The organism is Streptomyces sp. L500, from assembly GCF_054551825.1.
On sequence record NZ_JBTOLC010000001.1, the window covers coordinates 1 to 19,282 of the forward strand.

The following is a 19,282-nucleotide window of genomic DNA, read 5'->3' on the forward strand; positions in this document are numbered from 1 at the left end:
AAGCTCGACATCGGCGACGGCAAGCGCAGCTGCACCGGCGCGCTCGTCGACGAGCAGTGGGTGCTCACCGCCGCCAGCTGCTTCGCCGACGCCCCCTCCCAGGGCTTCCGCATCACCGGCGGCGCCCCCAAGATGAAGACCATGGTGACCGTCGGCCGCACCGACCTCAGCCGTGACGGTGGCGTCACCGTCGAGGGTGTCGAGCTGACGCCCCGCGGCGACCGTGACGTGGTCATGGTCCGGCTGGCCAAGCCCGTCACCGGCATCGCCCCGGTGAACGTCGCCGGCTACGAGCCCAAGGCGGGTGACGAGCTGCGCGTCACCGGCTATGGCCGGACGAAGGACGAGTGGGCTCCCGACCTGCTGCACACCGCCGTCTTCGGGGTCGGCGCCGTTTCCGGCACCACCGTCGACCTCGGCGGCAAGTCCGCCGACGCCGCCCTCTGCAAGGGTGACACCGGCGGTCCCGCCTTCCGCGAGAAGGACGGCAAGCCCGAGCTCGCGGCCGTCAACAGCGCCTCCTGGCAGGGCGGTTGCTTCGGCACCCCCGACAGCGAGCCCCGGACCGGCGCCGTCTCCGCCCGCGTCGACGACGTCAACGCCTGGATCCAGCAGCTGCGGCTGACCGGCAAGTCCGACCAGCTCACCAACGTCGTCACGACCGCCGACTTCAACGGCGACGGCCGCACCGACGTGGCCGCGGTCATGAAGGACGGTTCGCTGCTGGCCTTCTACGCCGGCCCGGACGGCACCCTCGGTTACGGCCGCGCCCTGTGGAAGGACAACACCTGGGACGGCAAGAAGAAGATCATCGGCGGTGACTTCAACGGCGACGGCATGGCCGACATCCTCGCCGTGGGCGCGGACGGCAGCATGGCCCTCTACGCCGGCACCGAGAGCGGCAAGCTCGCGCCGGGCAAGAAGGCCTGGAACGACACCTCCTGGGGCAAGATCCCGCTCGTGGCCCGTTACAAGGGCGACGGCTGGAAGCGCGACGGCCTGATCGCCCAGTGGGACGACGGCACGCTGATGGCCTACTCGACCGCCCCCGACGGCACGCTGGCCGACGGTGCCCGGAAGGAGATGTGGCGCGACAAGACCTGGACCAAGAAGCACATCGCCACCGGTGACTTCAACGGCGACGGCCGCGACGACATCGCCGCGGTGGCCGCCAACGGCCGGCTGCACTTCTACGCGGGCAACGGCACGGGCTCGTTCGAGAACGGTCGCGACATGTGGCGCGACGCGTCCTGGGACACCATGCAGTACGTCCTCGGCGGCGACTTCGACGGCGACGGCAAGGGCGACCTCTTCACCCGCTGGGGCCGCGGCAACCTGCGCTGGTACGCCGGTGACGGCAAGGGCACCCTCGCCGACGGTCGTGTCTTCTGGCTCGGTGCCTGACAACCGGACCTGAATGTGAAAGGGGTCGGCCCCCACCTCGTAGAGGTGGGGGCCGACCCCTTCGCACGTGTTTACTTCACCCGCGCGCTGTGCAGCTTTCCGTCCGGGCCGAGCCAGCCCAGCAGCGGTTTGTCGCCGGAGCCGGAGCTCGTGGCCAGGGCCGCCGTGCCCACCACCGCGCCCGGGACCGTGGACCAGCGCGGGGCACGGTTGCCGCCGACGCCGATCGTGGCGAGGCTGGTGGAGCCGTCGTTGTTGCGGGCCGCGATCAGCGTGCCGTCGCCCGACGGGGCGGCCAGGAGGCTCAGGGCGCCGAAGCCTCGTCCCGCCAGGTCGACGTTCTCGCGCTGCCAGGTGCCGCCGCCCGGCGGGAGGCGGTAGGCGACGATGTTGGTGGACTTGGCCTCGCGGAAGACCAGTTGCACCGAACCGTCGCGCTTGGCGAGGGCGGCCGGCGGGTCGACCGAGGCGGGGAGGTTGGAGCGGTCGAGGGAGAAGGGGCCGCCGGGGGTCTGCTGCTCCCAGTGGCTGACCGTGTCGTGGCCCGCGCCGAAGAGGTGGATGCGGCCCTTGGCGTCGGTGATCGCGGTCAGGCCCTCCTGGACCTCCGCCTCCGGCAGGTCGGTCCACGGGGACCAGGAGCCGTCGGGCTGCTGCTGGCGGGTGGCGACGCCCTTGGCCCAGTTGCGGGCGAAGAGCTGGAGGGAGCCGTCGGCGTTGCGGGCGACGACGGGGGCGCCGACGCGGCGGCCGCGGGCCGGGTCCTGCTCGGGGTTGCCGAGCGAGGTCCAGGAGCCGAACGCGCCGCCCTTGTCGCGCTGTTCGACCGTGACGATCTCCCGGCGGTTCTCCTCGGGCTTCACGCCGAGGCCGGCGATACGCTCGGCGAAGAGCTGCCAGCGGCCGTCCTTGGTGAGGCTCGCCGTGAGCGTGGGCAGCAGCTGGCCGCCGCCGAGGAACTTGGGGCCGTCCCAGGTGCCGCTGCCCGGGGCGGTCTCCTGCCACATGGCGGCCTGCTGGTCGAGGACGCCGAAAGCGGTGAGGCGGCCGTCGGGGCCGGGCAGCATCCAGGTGGCGTTGCCGGGGTAGCGGGGGCTGGTGCGCTGCATCCAGCCCGTGCCGTACGAGCGGTCCTTGCCGACGTCGTAGTCGCCGCAGCCCGCGGCGAAGCCGCAGGAACCGGGCTCGCCGCCGTAGACGTTGAGGACGTCGGCCTTGCGGCGCACCACGGAGACGGGCAGATTCCGCGGCCAGCGCTCGTTGTAGTAGCCGCGGTAGGCGGCGACGACGTAGTGCCGTCCGTTGCCCGGGCCCTTGTAGTGCTGGAGGGCGGCGTAGGTGAACTGGGCGACGGCCGTGTGGTCGGGGTGGTCGGAGTAGCCGCGCTGGTCGTGGTGGAGCCGGTTGGCCTCGTCGTGGACCTGCATGTCGGGGTCGAGGTCCATGGTGCGGACGAGCGTGGGCTTGAACCGGTCGAGCACGCCGGTGAGGGCGTCGGTGACCTGGGCCTTGGTGAGCGGGCGGGCCTCGGTGACGGTGGAGCCGGTGGCGAGCCGGTTCTCGCTCTTGGCCTTGGGGTTCGACCACAGGGTGGGGACGCGGACGTCGGGCTGGCCCGGCCGGTCCTGGGTGTGCTGGGCGACGCCGAGGAAGACCAGGGTCACGGCCGGGTTGTCGGCCAGGCTGTCGGTCTCGGCCTTGAGGCCGCCCGGCAGTTCCAGGGTGCCGCGCTTCCACTCGGCGTGGGCGTTGCCCGTGGCCATGAAGGCGTACGCCTGGCGCAGGCCCTGCTGGCGGGCGCCCGCGTAACCGGCGAAGTCCTTGCGCGGCTGGTCCTTCGAACCGGGCACCTTGTTGATGCCGTTGGCCTCGCCGCTGGTGAAGTAGACGCTGACGACGCGGTGCTGACCGCCGATCGACTGGTTGACGTCGGGGTTCATGAAGTACAGGTCGTCGTCCGGGTGGGCGACGATCTGGAGCGTGGTGACCGCGCCGTTCGACCGGTCGGCCGCGACGTCCCCCTGGGCGGTGGAGGACGAGTGCGGCGTACCGGTCGAGCAGCCGGCCACGGCCAGGGCGAGCAGCCCGGTCAGGACCGTTCTACGGCGGAAGGCACGCATTTCCATAGTCCTCACTCACCACCGTGGACAAGGCGACGGTTGCGCTCGGAGCCCTTCTCGAACTGCGAGGCGACGGGGAAGTAGCTCTCGAGGAACACGGCGAGCGCGTCGGCCTGCTCGTCCTCGGGGACGTCGCCGTCGTGGTAGTCGTTGATGCAGAACACGTCGTGGGAACGGGTCGCCAGGATGCGGTGCAGCCGGACGTGGTGCTCGCGCAGGCCGACGTTCACGAACGCGGAGCTGATGGCTCCGGGCATGCTGCGGCCGGTGAAGAGCCCGTACCAGTGGTGCAGCGACGAGGCGATCGCGAGGTCGGTGCGGGCGCGGAACTGCGCGGACGCGGTGAGCCCGATCTCCTCGGCGAAGCGCTCCTCCATCTCCTCCAGGGTGCTGCGGCGCAGCGGGTGGGGGGTGTGGAGGAAGGTGTTGGCGACGGTCTTGCCGAACTCCTTCTCGATCAGGGCGCGGTTGTTCTTGGCCGCGGCGAAGACGAGGTCGGTGTCGAGCGAGGGGTCGCCGGCCGGGATCGCGGTGGGCGACATGAAGCACTTGGCCGCGCCCGACCCGTGGAAGAAGGACTCGGGCTTCATCGGGCGGCCGAGGAAGACGTCGTCGTTGAAGTAGAGGATGTGCTCGGAGATGCCCTCGATGCGGTGGATGCGGCTCTCGATGGCGTGGGAGTTGAAGGAGGGCAGCTTGCCGGTGTCGCCGAAGGCCTCGCGGTGGCTGACGACGCGCACCCGGGGGTGGTCGGTGTCGAGCCAGTCGGGGGTCTGGTCGTCGGTGAGCAGGTAGATGGTGCGCACCCAGGGGGCGTGGAGGTCGAGGGAGCGCAGGGAGTAGCGGAGCTCGTCGCGGCTGCGGAAGCGGGCGGAGCTGCCGGCGGACTCGGCGGCGAGGATGCCGTGCTCGGCCTGGGTGCGCTCCTTGCGGGCCAGCCACTCGGGGTCGGTGCCGTCGACCCAGGTGTAGACGACGTCGATGGGGAAGTCGACCTCGTCGACGAAGGTCCTGGCGAAGGCGTCGAGGGTGCGGTAGTCGCGCTCCCCGATGCGGGTGACGGCGGGCCGCTCCAGCTCGGTGCGGGGCAGGGTGGCGCCGTAGCGGGTGTTGCCGGGGACGGTGACGGTGGTCTCGTCGTCCTCGGTGTCCTGCCAGAAGACGACGTCGCAGCCGTAGACGCCGCTGACGCGCAGCTGGCCGCCGCCGGTGAGGACGGGGCGGAAGACGCGGATGCGGCTGCAGTTGGCGGGGATGACGTCGGGGGTGAGGAAGGAAGCGAGGACGGTGCGGAGCACCGAGCCGCGGTCGTTGAGCAGGCCGGCGTAGACGGGCTCGTCGCGGTAGCGCTCGGCGAAGTCGGCGACGAAGGCGTCACGGTTGGCGCCGTCGACGGTGATGGTGTGCCGCAGCATGGCGGTGGGGGTGAGCGCGTAGGCGAGGCCGAGCGCGTCGAGGACGTCGACGGCGAGGTCGAGGTTGTCCTGCATCACCTCGAAGGGGGTGGTGTTCTCCTTGACGAGGCAGATCTGGCCGCCGGCCCGCTTGACGTCGGGGCGCGCGGCTTCGACGCGTACTTCCTGGGCCTTGTGGGCCACGTCGGAGAACGGCCGGTCGACGCCCTTGGGGACGGCCGCGCCGGCGATGCCGCCCTCGGCGTCGGCGGCGGCCTGGAGGGCGCGGCGGCGGGCCTTGGCTGCGTCGCGGTCTCCGCCGTCGCGGTCCCGGGCGAGCTCCTCCAGGAGGCGGTTCCACTCCTGGGTGACCTGGCCGCCGGTGAAGCGGGCGGAGTTCCGATGCGCCTCCGCGCCCATCTCGCGGCGGAGGTCGTCGTCGTCCATGAGCCGGGCGAGGGCGTCGGCGAGCTCGCCCTCCTCGCCGAGCGGCACGAGGAGGCCGTCGCGGCCGTCGGTGAGGATCTCGCCGGGGCCGTTGGGGCAGTCGTAGGCGACGACGGGCACGCCGGCGGCCTGGGCCTCGACGAGGACGAGGCCGAAGGCCTCGACGCGGGAGGTGAGCATGGCGATGGACGCCTTGGCCCACTCCTCGGCCATGTTGGCGGTGGAGCCCACGAGCTGGACCTGGTCGGCGACGCCGAGGTGGGCGGCGAGGTTCTTCAGCGCGCGCATGCGCGGGCCGCCGCCGAGGACGCGCAGCGTCCAGCGGGGGCGGTCGGCGGCGGCGGTGGCGAAGGAGCGGATGGCGTGCTCGACCTGCTTCTCGCCGGCCAGGCGGGCGCCGAGGACGACGGTGCGGGTCTCCAGGGTGGAGCGGGGGCGGAAGCCGTCGGGCAGGGAGTTGCCGATGGTGGCCAGGCGGGGGGCGCAGGCGCCGAGGGTCTCGGCGAACCAGTCGCGGGTGCGGCTGGTGAGGGAGACGAGGGCGTCGATGTGCGAGGTGTACATCCGCAGGGGCTCGCCGGTGACGCCGCGCAGCTCGGAGACGCGGTGGTCGAGGTGGACGGTGAGCACCCGGCGGGGGGCGAGCTGGGCCATGTACGCCATCAGGGCCGGGGTGGTGGAGACCAGCACGTCCGTGTCGATGGTGCTGAGGGCCTCGGCGAGCTCGAGGTCGGCCAGGCGGTTGAAGGCGGCCTCCCACTCGGGGCGGACCAGCTCGCTGGGGGTGGCGGCCAGGCGCCGGTGGGCGGCGGCCATGTCGGAGCCGGAGGCCGCGTCGCTCCGCACGGGGCGCTGGGCGTCGCCGCGGGCGTCGACGAGGTGGCGGACGCGCACGGCACCGCTGTCGAAGAACGCCTCGTCCTCCGTGCGGAAGACGCTGAGGATCTCCACGTCGTGCTGCCGTGCCAGCAGCTCGGCGAGGGTCATGGTGGCGCGTTCGGTCCCGCCCATCGTGTCGGCGGAGGTCAGCAGAAAGGTGATTTTCACGTGCGGCCTTCGTGGTGTGCGGCGGTCCGGTGGCGGTTTCCCGGCGTCACTGGTGGGAGCCTGCGACGGGGGTGCGCGGGGTGCAGACGAGCTGGAGCGCGCCGCGGCGGGTGTACTGGGGCTTGACCTGGACGAAGGTGCCGTCCTCGGCCCGTACGGTGAACTTGGGCGGGGTGACGACCTGGCGCGGGGAGCGCAGGTCGTGCTCGCGGCGGCCGATCTCCAGCGGCTTGGCGCCGCGGGCGCCGCGGGGCAGGCGCAGGGTCAGGGTCTGCCGGCGGGAGGTGTCGAGCAGCTGGGCGAGGGGCACGGTCAGCCGCCAGGCGCCGGGGTCGCCGGGCAGCGGCTCGGCGGGCCGGCGGTCGAGGGCGTGCTTGCGGTCGAGCTCGGCGACCTCGACGACGGGGCGTTCCCCGTCGGCGACGGCCGTGCCGGAGCCGTAGATCGCGAAGAGGACGCCGACGCCGCTGAAGGAGCGCTCGACGCGCAGCACCTCGGCGCGGGCCCGGGCCGGGGCGACGGTCAGCCGCAGCTGGCCGGCGGGGGTGATGCCGAGCCGGTGGCGGCGGCCCGTGACGGCGCAGGTGGCCAGGGCGCGGGTGGGTCCGGTGTAGCTGGGGGCGCCGTCGCCGAGGAGGCGCAGCCGCAGGGCGGCGCGGCCCTCGTGCCGGGCGGGCTCCAGCTCCAGGGAGAGGTGCCAGCGGCCGGGGGTGACGGGGACGCCACCGAGGGTGTCGCCGAGGAGGGCGGTGGCGGTCACGGAGATCTCGCCGTTCTCCTCGCGGCCCAGCGCGGCCTCGGTGCGCAGGCGGGTGGCGCCGCTGAGCAGGACGAGGTGGGCCGTGGTGCCGGTGTCGCCCTCGGGGAGGGTGCCGGCGGGCAGCGTCGCGTGCAGGTTCAGCGTGTGGCCGTCGAGCACGGCGGCGTACTGGACGCGGGCCGCGGAGCCCTGGGAGGCGGGCATCAGGACGGAGTCGACGTAGGTGTCGCGGCCGGTCGCCAGCCCGGTGTTCACCCGGCGGCGGACCGTCTGGCCGACCTTCCAGGCAGGGCTGCGGGTCAGCGCGATACGGGCCGACTTCTTGATCACGCGCAGGGCGTGACGGGGCGCGGTCACGGGCGCTCCTCGCGGCCGCCGGGGGTCATGATCTGAGCGTGCACCCATTCAGAGTAAACGTCGGCGGGGCCCGGCCCGGAGGGCGGAATCGGATAATTCCGCTACCACCCCGGTTCTACGGGGACGTTACCGGGTGGTGAAATACCCCACAGGGCGACGAGGCAACCAAGCGCGGCCGACGGGCGTGGATCCCTTGAGGGGCACGGTCGGGAGCGGTGCGCGCGGGTCGTCCCCGGGCGCCCTCCGGCGGCTCCGGAGGGGCGGCGGGGCGGTGGCCTGCGATTGCCTCGCTGTTGAGCGCTCTGGTAATTACTTGAGTCTCTGTCTTTTTCCGGGCCGGTCGTCACTGGACGTACTGGTTGTTTTACGCGTTGCGCCGCATCGCCGAGATGCGGCCGAGGGGTTGAAGCGATCTTGACTATCGACCATTCGACCTCGACCCCGGCCGCCGCGGGCACGGGCGGTTCCGTCCCGGCCCAGCGCACGGACGACGCCACGCCCGTCACCGCCCCGGCCGCCGCCTCCGCTCCCGCTCCGGTGAAGCGGGGGGCGAACCCCGAGAAGTCCGGCCTGGTCAAGGCCTACCGCCGGCTGCTGCCCGAGAGTGCGCGCCGCGCGATCGCCCAGCGGGTCTCCGTCGAGACCCGCGGTGCCCTGATGCAGCACATGGCCGACTCCCTCGACCTGGAGCAGCGCCGCCAGAAGCTGCGCGGCAAGCGGCTCCAGCGCCGCTTCGCCGGTACGTCCGAGGAAGCGGCCGCCGCCCAGCCGCGCGTGGTCCTCGTCGACGGCAAGGCCCACATCGCGCTCGTCGACCCGGATCTCACCCCGCACGGCTCCCGCGCCGCCGCCCTGGACCTGGTGTGCACCGCGCTGGAGCAGGCCGGGATCGACTACTTCTGCGTCCGGGCCGCGACCACCGAGTCCGCCCCGGTCGTCGCGGTCGCCGCCGCCGACCGCCGCCGGGTCCACCAGCAGCTGGCCCGGCTGTGCGCCCGAATACCCGGTTACGTCGCCCCGGTGAACCGGGAGAACACCCCTGGTCAGGCGCTTCCCGGCTTCGTCGAGGGCACCTGGCGCCAGGTGGAGAAGAGCCCGGCCACGCGTGTGACCTGGTTCCGCACCACCGGCGACGGCTCGCTGGTCCTGGGGCAGGAGCACGGCTGCGACATCCAGTTCTGGACGCGTGAGGACGGCCCGCACGGGCCGCTGCTCGTCGCGCCGCGCCGCAACGGCGTGGTCGAGGAGGTCCCGGCGGACGAGGCCGACGCGTCGGTGGACGCCCCCGTCGAGCTGTTCACCGGCTCGCTGGGGTACGCGTCGCGCCCCGGGCGGACCACGGTCCGCACCCGCCCGCAGTTCACGATCCGGCTGCCGCAGGACATCACCTTCCCCATCGACGTCGTCTACACCTGGGTGGACGGCAGCGACCCCGCCTGGGCCGCGCGCCGCGCCAAGGCGCAGGGCGCCGGCGCTTCCGTCGAGGAGCTCCACGAGGAGGCGGCGAACGACGCCCGCTACATCAGCCGCGACGAGCTGAAGTACTCGCTGCGCTCGCTCCACCAGTACGCGCCGTGGGTGCGCAACGTCTTCCTGGTCACCGACGACCAGACGCCGTCCTGGCTGGACACCTCCCACCCGGGGATCCGCGTGGTGAGCCACAAGGAGATCTTCTCCGACCCGGACGTCCTGCCGACGTTCAACTCCCACGCCATCGAGAGCCAGCTGCACCACATCGAGGGCCTCTCGGAGCACTTCCTCTACTTCAACGACGACGTCTTCCTCGGCAACCCGCTGACCCCGCAGACGTTCTTCCTCTCCAACGGCCTCACGAAGTTCTTCCCCTCCCCCGCGCTGGTCCCCCTCGGCGAGCACCGCCCCGAGGACCCGCCGGTGGCGGCGGCCGCGAAGAACAACCGGGCGCTGGTGGAGGAGGGCTTCTCCACCACCTTCACCCAGAAGATGCGGCACGTGCCCCACGCGCTGAGCCGCGCCGTCCTCACCGAGCTGGAGGAGCGCTACGCCGAGGCCCACGCGGCCACCGCCGCCGCGCGCTTCCGCAGCCCCGATGACCTCTCGCTGGCCTCCTCGCTCCACCACTACTACGCGTACCACCAGGCCCGGGCGATACCGTCCGACCTCCGCTACGTGTACGTGGACCTGGCGCACCAGAACACCTCGCGCCGCCTCAACCGCCTGCTGGCCAACCGCGACCTGGACGTGTTCTGCATCAACGACACGGTGTCCACGGCCGAGGACCTGGCGCGCACGGACGCGCTGATAGCCCCGTTCCTGGAGGGCTACTTCCCGGTGCCGAGCCCGTACGAGAAGCGCTCCTGACGGCTTCGTCCGTGTGACGCGTCTATGTGAACGGCACGTTCACACAGGCGAGCCGTGCCCCGGCCGTCCCCGCCTTGCCGGGCGCGGTCTCGGTGGCGTGCTCGTGGATGACGACGGAACGGGCCTCGCCGGCGCGGAAGCGCCACTTCACGGTGGCGGTCGAGCGGCCGTTCCCGCGCTTGTCGGTGGTGAAGTCCAGCCACGCCTCGTTCTGCGGGTTGGCGTATTTCGGGTCCACCGACGGGGACTTGGGGTCCTTGACGTTCTGGTAGTGCGCCCCGGAGTCGTCGGGCGCGTTGCCGCACGGCTTCTGATGGACGTGCGCCCCGTACACCCGGCCGGCCTGGATCCCCCGCACCCTCAGCACGATCCACGTCCCGTCCTTCACCGTCCGCTCCACCACGGCGACCCGGCTCTTCTCGGGCACCGCCTTCTTGTCGAACGTCACCGCCCGGTGGTTACCGCTGCCGGCGGCCTCGAACTGCCCGTGGACGTTCGGGCCGTGCCCCGGGGTCCCGCTCAGGGGCGCGGTGACGGCAAGGGCAGCGGCGACGGCTGGGACAAGGAAGGACATGTTCCGCCCCTTTCAGGCGCGGTACTCGGCAGGGTGGATCCCCGTTCACGCTAGCCGCGTACCGCGAAGAGCGCGCGGCCCCGATGGACCAATGGGGTTAACCCGGCCGCATCGCGTCGACCCCGTCCACCGCGATGGGCGATATTCACCGCTATGGCCGGGAACCGACACCATCAGCGCCGCTTCGAGAAGGGCGCGTGGGAGCTCCGCGAAGGGGCCCGCTCGCGCATCGGTGAACTCCGGGCGCGCGTCCGCATCGCGAAGGACAGGGCGCTCGCGGACGCCGACATCGAGGTGCGGGCCGCGGCCCCGGCCCTGGCCGATGAGGCGTTCGCGGAGCTCCAGGCGGCGGAGGACGCCCTCTGCCACGGCTCCCACCCCGGCCACCGGCCGAACAAGCACCTCGCCGTCGCGAACGTCCACATCGACGCGGCGTACGGCCTGATGCTGCGCATGGCCCCGCTGGCCGACGTCCAGGCGCTGATCCCCGGCCTGGTGGCCCTCGTCCGGGAACAGCTGCCGGTCACCGACGAGCGCAGGAAGCGGGCCGAGGAGATCGCCCGGGAGATCTGCGAAACCCCGCTGACCTCCGACCGGCGCGCGGCCCTCGTCGGCGCGGTCGTCACCGCCCAGCAGGCCCTGCAGCGCGAGAAGCTCCGCGCGTTCGGCTTCGCCCGCATCGTGGTGATCGTCAGCCTGGGACTGGCGGTGATGGCGTTCGCGGTCGCCCTGCTCGGCGTCTGGGCGCCGGACGTGGTGCCGCTGTGCTTCCGGCCGGAGGGGATCGGCATCGTCTGCCCGACGGGCATGGAGCCGCCGTCCGACGTGAAGGACCTCGACGAGGCGTTCGGCCGGGCCGCGTCGAAGTGGGACTACCCCGTGGTCGAGATGACCGGGACCGTGGCGGCGTCGGTGGCCGCCGCGCTCTCCCTGCGCCACATCCGGGGCACGTCCGCCCCCTACAACGTGCCGGTGGCGCTGGCGCTGCTGAAGCTGCCGATGGGGGCGCTGACCGCCGTCCTGGGCCTGCTGCTGATGCGCGGCGACTTCGTCCCCGGCCTCAGCGCCCTGGACTCGTCCGGGCAGATCATCGCCTGGGCCCTGATCTTCGGCTACGCCCAGCAGGTGTTCACCAAGTTCGTCGACGACCAGGGCCTGGCGGTGATGAACGCCTCCTGCGGGCCGCACGCGGGCGCGGGGTGCGAGCCGCAGGAGGCGGCGTGAAGCGCTGTTCTGAAGCGTTTGAGAACTACTGCCGTCAGCCGCAGTTGCCCGCCGGCCGGGTGCGGGTGACGAGGTCGGCGTAGCCGGTGGAGGAGTCGGTCCACACCACCTGCGTGCCGGAGAGCGCGGCGGGCAGGCCCTGCTCACCGCGGTTGCAGGACATCCGGGCGCGGCGCGAGCCGTCGGTGGAGAACTGCCAGAGCTTGGGCAGGGTCTCGTTGCTGCGGGACCCCGGCGTGCCGGGCGTCCTGGACGAGACGGTCACCGCGTCCTCGGAGGCCGTCAGCCCCTCCGGGTACAGGGCGTCCGCTCCCTGCTCCTTGCTGATGTCCACCACGCCCGTGCCGTCGAGGTTCGCGCGGCGGACGGCCCGCTGGCCCTGGTCGGCGACCTCGTCCACCGTCCAGAAGACGTAACGGCTCGTGAGGGCGGTCTGGCCGACGCCCAGGGGCGTGCCGAGCTGCGGCATCACGGTCGTCTTCCCGGACGCGAGGTCCAGGACCTTGGTGGAGTACTCGTACTTCCCGCGACCCTTGAAGACGCGCGTGCCGTAGGCGATCTTGCCGTTCTTCAGGGAGTGCTGGCCGATCGCGTCGCGGCGCCCGACGGCGTCGTCGACCCAGGTCGGCTCCTTGTCGCCCTTGCGCAGGTAGCCCAGCTGCGAGACGCCGCGCCGGAAGAGCTGGACGAAGACGACGACGTCGCCGTCCACCTTCGCCTGCTGGTGGAACCCGTACCGGCTGTGCGTCAGCGTCTTGACGGGACCGCCCGCCAGCGGCCGTGACAGCAGGTCGTAGCCACGGGGCCCGCGTGCCTGCCAGACCACGGTCTTCCCGTCGGTGACCGGGTTGACGTGGTAGCGGCCGTCGTTGGGGCTGATCAGCTGCTTCTCACCGGTGCCGTCCGCGCGGCCGGCCCAGATCGAGTAGGGCTCGCTGCCGCTCTCGTTCGACTTCGAGGCGACCCACCAGCCGCCGCCCGCGCCGACGCGCGAGTCCACGGTGTTGAGCCGGCCCAGCAGCCGGTCGGTGTCCACGCCGATGGCCAGCTCCCAGTCGGGAACGATGCCGTGGCCGTTGAACGCGCGCGTGACGGCGTTCAGGTCCTTCGCCGGGACCTTGAGGTCCTTGGCGGCGGCGATCACGGCGTCACGGCCCTCGGTGAAGCCGTCCAGCGGGGTCATGTACTCGGTGAGCGCCCGGTAGACGATCCTGTCGGCGAGGGTGCGGTTCAGGTCCTTGCGGATGTCCCACAACGCGCCGGAGAAGATCGTGGAGTTGAGGTGGACGCCGCCGTTGTCCGTGGCGAAGTCGACGCCGAGGAAGCCCTTGGAGGTCGTCCTCCCGTCGTTCATGTCCCGGGTGGCGCAGGCGCGCGGCGACTTCGTCCGACACAGCCCCTCGCCCAGCAGGCCGGATTCGGGGCTGTCCATGGCGACACCGTGCGCGTCGGTGTCGATGGCGTTGCCGAAGTAGTCGGCGATCGCCTCGTTGAGGGCGCCGGACTGGCCCGCGTAGACGAGGTCGGCGCTGTTCTCGACGACGCCGTGCGTCATCTCGTGCCCGACGACGTCCAGGCTCGCGGAGAACGGGCGGTACTCCTGGTCACCGCCGCCGTACACCATCTTGGCGCCGTCCCAGAAGGCGTTGACGTACGGCCCTCCGTACAAGGTGACGCCGACCATGGAGTCGATGGCCATGCCCCGGCCGTCGAGGCTGTCCCGGCCGTGCACGGACTTGTAGTAGTCGTAGACCTTCCCGGCCGCCCAGTGCGCGTCGACGGCCCCGGCCTCGGTGGCCTCCTTGCCGAAGGCGGGGTTCGCCGACCTGAACTCCAGGACGTCGGCGGGCCATTGCTTCGACACCTCGTCGACGCTCTTCTTGCGGGCGTCCCAGGTCGAGATGGATGCCTTGCTGCCGTCGCGCATGCGGGCGTCGTCGCGCATGACGTACTGGTTGTCGGAGGCGTCGTGGGTGAGGTCGAGCTCGACGGTCGTCCCGTCGAACTTGACGCCGGAGCCCTTGACGGCGGAGCCGTCGGCGAGGGACCGCGCCCCGGAGGCGGCCGCCTTGGTTCCGGACGCGGAACTGCCGCCTCCGGCAGTCCCGAATGTCTTGATACCGCTGTACTGCAGGACGGGATATCCGGCCTGGGCGTCGATGTACACCTCGCGCAGCACGGGCTGCCCGGTGGCGGGGTCGGTGCCGCGGACGGTCACGTGGTGGGTGAGCACCCCGGGCCCCTTGGGCAGCACGACCAGGCCGCGCGCGGTGCCGCTGAGGGGTGGCGCGTCGCCCTCGTCGCCGGTGTCGACGGCGAAGCCGTCGCGGCCGAGCTGGGCGAGCGTGGCGTCGACGGCACGCTCGACAGCGAGTTCCTCGCTTATGTCGGGGGTGGTGGGGGTGGTGAGCGCTGTGAAGTACTTGCCGGACGTGCCGGTCACGACACGTTTGCCGTTCTGACGCTGCATGCGGACGACGTATTGCCCGCCGAGAACGTCGACACCGTGGTGCTTCTGCTGGAGCCGTACGGTTTCGCCCGCGCCGCTCGTGACGGCCCGGACGAGCGCGAGGTCACGGTCGGGGCGGTCGATGCGGTAACGGTCCTTCTTCCCCGCGAGGTGCCGCTTCGCCGCGTCGGCGGCGCTGCCGGCCGCCCCGGCGTCCTCGCGGATGCCGCCCACCAGGGAGGGCGTGGAGGTCCCCTTCCCCGGCACCACCTCGGCGGGCCCCGGGGTGGGCGGCGCGGCGACGGCCTGGGCGGGCACCGCCGACACGACAAGGGCGGCCGCGCCGATCAGCGCGGCCGCCCCTGCTATGCCGCTCCTCGCGGCGGCCTGTCTTCTGCCCGATCCTCTACCTGAACGCGCTCTGGATGTGCGCACGATTCCCCCTCGTACGTACCGGAACCGGAATGTCTTCGGTCGGCGCATATGCAACCGGTGGGGGGTGGGTCGCACAACGGGGCGTGCGCGGGGTTGGGTGGCTTTTCGGCCCTCGTGTCAGAGATAGCTCACCTGGTGGATATAGACGCATTCGTGCCGAGGAATGGCGATGCAGACGAAGAACCCACCGGGGACGTCGACGCATTCCCCCGCCGGGCTCATCCCTTGATATCCGACGCCGTCGACGTAGAACGCCGCAGCCGCTCTGACGACTTCATCGGCCTTCTTCTCGACCTCCGCGACGAAGGCGGGCGGAGCCCCGCCGATGACGTGTTCCTCGCTAGGGTCGTATTCCCACCGCCAGCTCATGCCGAGACCGCTCGCCTCGCCTCTTCCCTGACCGCGAGGAGTTCGTTCATACCTCTGCGGAAGGCCGCATCGTCCTTGCTGGTGGAGCTGTGGATGGCATCGAGGGCGTTGTGGTGCCGAAGGCTGAGATCGGGGCGACGCTCGATCTCGACCTGGGCGGCCCACCAGGCGAGCCAGTGCTGAAGGTGGCCGATCTTCCCGTCCCGCAAGGCGGCGGCGAGGGCGTCCTCCTTGTGTCTCTCCATCTCACCCAGGCGGTGCGGAGCGACGCGAGCCAGAGCCGCGCGGACGGCTTCGGGGCTGCGTTCCGGGCGCGGGATCAGCGCCCGGTCACGCGGCGAACCGTCCTGCGGACCATGCTCGGGCTGTGCGGTCATGCTCTCCTCCTCGGACGCCCCAAGCTCACCAGAGGCAGCCCAGAATACGGGGGAGGGGCGGACGAGTCGGCCTGTACGCCGGGTTCTGTGCGCGCGGTCCCTTGCGGGCGCCGCGGCGGCGGCCATCCATCTAGGCCTGCCGTTGCCGACAGGCTCGTGCGGTCTACCCGCGGACTCGGGCGGGCAGCCCTCGATCGTCCGCGCAGGGCCGTCGCCGTGAAGCGACCGCCCCTCTTGACCTTGCTCCGGGTGGGGTTTACCTAGCCGCCTGGGTCACCCCAGGCGCTGGTGGTCTCTTACACCACCGTTTCACCCTTACCGGGAATCCGAAGATCCCCGGCGGTCTGTTTTCTGTGGCACTGTCCCGCGGGTCACCCCGGGTGGGCGTTACCCACCACCCTGCCGTATGGAGCCCGGACGTTCCTCGGGAGACCCCGAAAGGTCCCACGCGGCCGCCCGGCCGGCTCGTCCGCCGTGCCCCCATGCTACCGGCCCGCCACCAGGCCCGTTCACTCCGGGGCGATCACCACGCGTTCCACCGCGTTAGGGTGCGACACGGACACCCCAGACGCTCACCCAAGGAGATCGACCGTGCTCGTGCTGCTGCCGCCGTCCGAGGGCAAGGCCACGGGCGGCACCGGGCCCGCGCTGGACACCGGGAAGCTCTCGCTCCCCGGCCTCACGGCCGCCCGCGAGACCGTGCTGGCCGAGCTCGTCGACCTCTGCACCGGCGACCAGGACAAGGCCGCCGACATCCTCGGCCTCAGCCCCGGCCTCCGCGGCGAGATCGCCAAGAACGCCGCCCTGCGGACGTCCGGCACCCGCCCCGCCGGCGAGATCTACACCGGCGTCCTCTACGACGCCCTCGGCCTCGCCACCCTCACCGCCCCCGCCCGCCGCGCCGCCGAGCGCTCCCTGCTCGTCTTCTCCGGCCTCTGGGGCGCGGTCCGGATCACCGACCCCATCCCCTCCTACCGCTGCTCCATGGGCGTCAAGCTCCCCGGCCTCGGTGCCCTCGGCGCCTACTGGCGCGCCCCCATGGCCGACGTCCTGCCCGAGGCCGCCGGCGACGGCCTCGTCCTCGACCTGCGCTCCGCCGCCTACGCCACCGCCTGGAAGCCCAAGGGCGAGCTCGCCGAGCGGACCGCCACGGTTCGCGTGCTGCACTCCAAGACCGTCGGCGGCGTGGAGAAGCGGACGGTCGTCAGCCACTTCAACAAGGCCACGAAGGGACGGCTCGTCCGCGAGCTGCTGACCGCCGGGCTCGACCCCGCCACCCCGGCCGACCTCGCGACCGCCCTGCGGGAGCTCGGCTACGTCGTGGAGGGCGACGACGCCCCCGTGAAGCGCGGAAAGCCGCAGGCTCTGGATGTCATCGTGACCGAGCTCTGACGGGACCGTTGCACATGATGCAACGTCCGTTGTGATGAACGGCTCCGCTCGGCAGGATGACGGGCGTGACCGATCTCCTTGATCTCGCGCCCGTCATCCCCGTCGTCGTCCTCCACGACGCCGCCGACGCGATACCGCTCGCGCGGGCGCTGGTGGCCGGGGGACTCCCGGTCATCGAGGTCACCCTGCGAACCCACACCGCGCTCGACGCGATTCGTGCGATTTCCGCTGAGGTACCGGAGGCGATCGTCGGCGCCGGCACGGTCCTGCGCCCCGCGCAGGCCGAAGCCGCCGTCGAGGCCGGGGCCCGCTTCCTGGTCAGCCCCGGTTGGACGGACCGGCTGCTGGACGCCCTACGAGCGATGGGCGTCCCCTTCCTGCCGGGCGTCGCCACCGCGTCGGAGGTGCTGGCGCTGCTGGAGCGCGGGGTGCGCGAGATGAAGTTCTTCCCGGCGGAAGCGGCGGGCGGCGTGAACTATTTGCGGTCGCTGTCCGCGCCCCTGCCGACAGCCCGCTTCTGCCCTACGGGCGGGATCGGGCCGGAGTCGGCCCGCGAGTACCTCGCGCTGCCGAACGTGGGATGCGTCGGCGGTACGTGGATGCTGCCCGCGGACGCGGTGCGCACCCATGACTGGGGGCGGGTGAAGGAACTCGCCGCGCAGGCGGCGGCCCTGCGGGGGGCGGGCGCGGGCGCCTAGAAGGCGCCCCGCTTCAGCCCGTTGACGAAGGCCGTCCACGCGGCGGCCCGGAAGACCAGGGCAGGGCCCTGGGGAGCGAACTTACTGTCCCTTACGGGGACGAAGTCGGGGATACCGGGGGCTATTTCTATGCAGTTGCCTGCGTCGTTGCCGCTGTAGCTGCTTTTGCGCCACATTGCCATTGCGCTCGTACCCTTCCATTGCATCTCTGATCAAGGCGGCGGAGTCGGGGCCTGAGAGGCAGTCAGCCCTGAGCACATCGTAGAGCTTGGTGTAGCGCGCGATAATCGCCGGATCGTTGATGAAATGGCCCGCTTCCAAGGATTCCGAGTACACCCAGTCCTGCCCGTCGGGCAGACTGATCAGCGACATTGAGCCCTTTGGCCTGGCCAGCTGTGCGCTGAAGGGCACTACCTGGACCCCCATGTTCGTCCGCTCGCCCGCGAGCAGCAGCTGTGCGCACTGGTCGCGCATCACCGTCGCGTTCCCGACGACGTTGCGAACAACACTCTCGTCCAGGACCACGACCAGAAGCGGGCCATCGGTCTCCAGGAAGCGCTGCTGTCGACTCATTCGGGCCGTCACCCGTTCGTCCAGTTCGCGCCCCGAGGAGAATTGCGAGAGCAGCGCTCGCGCATATTCCTCGGTCTGCAGCAGGCCCGGCACCACGTCGATCTGGTACTCGCGAAGTGCGACCGCCTTCTCCTCCATCTCCACCCGGCGTTTGAACCAGTCCGGATGGCTGACCGCCGGATACCAGTCGATCTTCCGCCAGAGCTTGGCGAACATCTCCCCCGTGCCCAGCTCCCGATCACACGCCAGCACGAACCGCCGCTGCGGAACCCGCGTCCCCGTCTCCACCCTCGCGACCAGCGACCGATCGCACGGGATCTTGACCGCCAGGCCCTCCTGCGTCAGCCCCGCCACCTCCCGGTGGTGACGGAGCACCTCGCCGAACACCGCCGCCGTCGTGGCTCCTTGCCGCATCGCACTGTCCTCCCCCTGTTCCAGATTGCCCATGGCACGTGCAAAACGTTGAGAGCGTAGGCAGCCATCCGCAACTCTGTCCCTACAACAAGTAGTTGGTCACCCACATGGGCGTGATTCAACGGCCGAAATCAAGGAAACCGATGGTTCCTCTCACCTACTCCACCTCCCCACCCCCCTCCGACGCCGACCTGCGCCGGCTCTCCGCGCAGACGGCGGGCGAGTTGCAGCGCGTCTGCCGCGATCACGGGTGGGCCCTGCACATCACCGCGGGCGAACCCGCGAACGGCAGCGCATATGTGCAGTTCCCGCCGCTCCGCGTGGACGTGGCGCAGGAGATCGTCGCCGGGCTGCGGCGGCTGCTCAACAACCGTTGTGCCGAGTGCGCGGCGATCAAACGGCGGCGCGCGCAGGCGATCAGGGACAAGGACATGACCACCGCGGCCGCCGCGGCCGTGGCCATGGGAAGACACCAACGAGCGGTTCACTGACAACATCTGGACTGCACATGACCGGTGGCGCGCTAACCTGCTGCCGCCATGAACGATTTCGTTGACGAAGCACGCTCGCGAGTCGCACATCTGCTCCGGATGGCCAATACGACCGATGACCGGCTCCGGGCGCAGATCATCGAGTACGCCGACACGACGCCCGAGCCCCCGGTGATAAGTCGCGGGGCCGGGATCGTCACGACCGGGTGTTCCCGGTGTCTGCGGACGGCCTGGCGGCAGCACGACTCCGAGGGGCCGCTGTGGGTGTGCGGGACGTGCGGGCACGTGGAGCCGATCACCATGCGGTGCCCGGAGTGCGATGTCGACATGACTCCGCCGCGTATGGGGGCGCCGGATCGGTGGGAGTGCCCCGATTGTGATCGGGTCGCTTCGACCCTGACCTCGCCGTGAACGGTG

15 protein-coding genes and 1 other RNA gene are annotated in these 19,282 nt (G+C 71.5%); 6 read left to right on the forward strand and 10 right to left on the reverse strand.

Going from position 1 to position 19,282, the window contains the following annotated elements; translation table 11 throughout:
- Positions 1-1,404: trypsin-like serine protease (locus ACX9I7_RS00005; protein WP_459386074.1), on the forward strand; the 1,404-nt coding region annotated here is incomplete at its 5' end.
- A gap of 71 nt (positions 1,405-1,475) precedes the next feature.
- Here ACX9I7_RS00005 and ACX9I7_RS00010 read toward each other — a convergent pair.
- The 3 genes from ACX9I7_RS00010 to ACX9I7_RS00020 are packed head-to-tail and all read right to left on the reverse strand — an operon-like array spanning position 1,476 to position 7,529.
- Positions 1,476-3,524: a PIG-L family deacetylase gene (locus ACX9I7_RS00010; protein ID WP_459386075.1), complete on the reverse strand. Its 2,049-nt coding sequence runs from the start codon at positions 3,522-3,524 to the stop codon at positions 1,476-1,478.
- Between the two features lie 11 nt (positions 3,525-3,535).
- Positions 3,536-6,412, reverse strand: a complete 2,877-nt coding sequence (locus ACX9I7_RS00015; RefSeq protein WP_387574581.1) for a stealth conserved region 3 domain-containing protein — start codon at positions 6,410-6,412, stop codon at positions 3,536-3,538.
- A gap of 46 nt (positions 6,413-6,458) precedes the next feature.
- A complete protein-coding gene (locus tag ACX9I7_RS00020) occupies positions 6,459-7,529 on the reverse strand; it encodes a hypothetical protein (RefSeq protein WP_387574584.1) in 1,071 nt (356 codons plus the stop codon).
- A gap of 657 nt (positions 7,530-8,186) precedes the next feature.
- Here ACX9I7_RS00020 and ACX9I7_RS00025 point away from each other — a divergent pair.
- On the forward strand, positions 8,187-9,869 hold the full coding sequence (locus ACX9I7_RS00025; RefSeq protein ID WP_459386385.1) for a stealth family protein: 1,683 nt from the start codon (positions 8,187-8,189) through the stop codon (positions 9,867-9,869).
- Positions 9,870-9,891: 22 nt separating this feature from the next.
- Here the strand turns inward: ACX9I7_RS00025 and ACX9I7_RS00030 are convergent, their stop codons facing one another.
- The gene (locus tag ACX9I7_RS00030; RefSeq protein ID WP_459386076.1) at positions 9,892-10,443 is read right to left on the reverse strand and encodes a superoxide dismutase family protein; all 552 of its coding nucleotides are present in this window, start codon (positions 10,441-10,443) and stop codon (positions 9,892-9,894) included.
- A gap of 153 nt (positions 10,444-10,596) precedes the next feature.
- Here ACX9I7_RS00030 and ACX9I7_RS00035 point away from each other — a divergent pair, with 153 nt between their 5' ends.
- Positions 10,597-11,667 (forward strand): hypothetical protein, encoded by a 1,071-nt coding sequence (locus ACX9I7_RS00035; protein ID WP_387574589.1) that lies wholly within the window; start codon positions 10,597-10,599, stop codon positions 11,665-11,667.
- Between the two features lie 34 nt (positions 11,668-11,701).
- Here ACX9I7_RS00035 and ACX9I7_RS00040 read toward each other — a convergent pair whose 3' ends face one another.
- The 4 genes from ACX9I7_RS00040 to rnpB all read right to left on the reverse strand — a co-directional run bounded on the left by ACX9I7_RS00040 (position 11,702) and on the right by rnpB (position 15,765).
- Positions 11,702-14,434 carry a M4 family metallopeptidase gene (locus ACX9I7_RS00040; protein ID WP_459386077.1) on the reverse strand — a complete coding sequence of 911 codons (2,733 nt, stop codon included), beginning with the start codon at positions 14,432-14,434 and terminating at the stop codon, positions 11,702-11,704.
- A gap of 234 nt (positions 14,435-14,668) precedes the next feature.
- Positions 14,669-14,920 carry a hypothetical protein gene (locus ACX9I7_RS00045; RefSeq protein WP_358626081.1) on the reverse strand — a complete coding sequence of 84 codons (252 nt, stop codon included), beginning with the start codon at positions 14,918-14,920 and terminating at the stop codon, positions 14,669-14,671.
- The gene (locus ACX9I7_RS00050; RefSeq protein ID WP_358626079.1) at positions 14,917-15,297 is read right to left on the reverse strand and encodes a hypothetical protein; all 381 of its coding nucleotides are present in this window, start codon (positions 15,295-15,297) and stop codon (positions 14,917-14,919) included. Before ACX9I7_RS00050 ends, ACX9I7_RS00045 begins: the two co-directional genes overlap by 4 nt.
- A gap of 58 nt (positions 15,298-15,355) precedes the next feature.
- An RNA gene (gene rnpB / locus ACX9I7_RS00055) (RNase P RNA component class A) lies at positions 15,356-15,765 on the reverse strand.
- Between the two features lie 123 nt (positions 15,766-15,888).
- Between rnpB and yaaA the strand changes: the two genes are divergently transcribed.
- Both yaaA and ACX9I7_RS00065 read left to right on the forward strand, forming a co-directional pair.
- Positions 15,889-16,689, forward strand: coding sequence for a peroxide stress protein YaaA (yaaA, locus tag ACX9I7_RS00060; protein ID WP_459386078.1), 801 nt, complete (start codon positions 15,889-15,891; stop codon positions 16,687-16,689).
- Between the two features lie 56 nt (positions 16,690-16,745).
- Positions 16,746-17,387, forward strand: a complete 642-nt coding sequence (locus ACX9I7_RS00065) for a bifunctional 4-hydroxy-2-oxoglutarate aldolase/2-dehydro-3-deoxy-phosphogluconate aldolase (protein ID WP_387574597.1) — start codon at positions 16,746-16,748, stop codon at positions 17,385-17,387.
- Here the strand turns inward: ACX9I7_RS00065 and ACX9I7_RS00070 are convergent.
- Positions 17,384-17,518 (reverse strand): DUF397 domain-containing protein, encoded by a 135-nt coding sequence (locus ACX9I7_RS00070; RefSeq protein WP_387574713.1) that lies wholly within the window; start codon positions 17,516-17,518, stop codon positions 17,384-17,386. The genes ACX9I7_RS00065 and ACX9I7_RS00070 overlap by 4 nt on opposite strands.
- Complete coding sequence (locus ACX9I7_RS00075) at positions 17,469-18,407, reverse strand: helix-turn-helix domain-containing protein (protein ID WP_459386079.1); 939 nt, start codon at positions 18,405-18,407, stop codon at positions 17,469-17,471. The genes ACX9I7_RS00070 and ACX9I7_RS00075 overlap by 50 nt, the downstream gene beginning before the upstream one ends.
- Positions 18,408-18,517: 110 nt before the next feature.
- Between ACX9I7_RS00075 and ACX9I7_RS00080 the strand changes: the two genes are divergently transcribed.
- Positions 18,518-18,865 (forward strand): hypothetical protein, encoded by a 348-nt coding sequence (locus tag ACX9I7_RS00080; RefSeq protein WP_459386080.1) that lies wholly within the window; start codon positions 18,518-18,520, stop codon positions 18,863-18,865.
- The last annotated feature ends 417 nt before the right edge of the window (positions 18,866-19,282 follow it).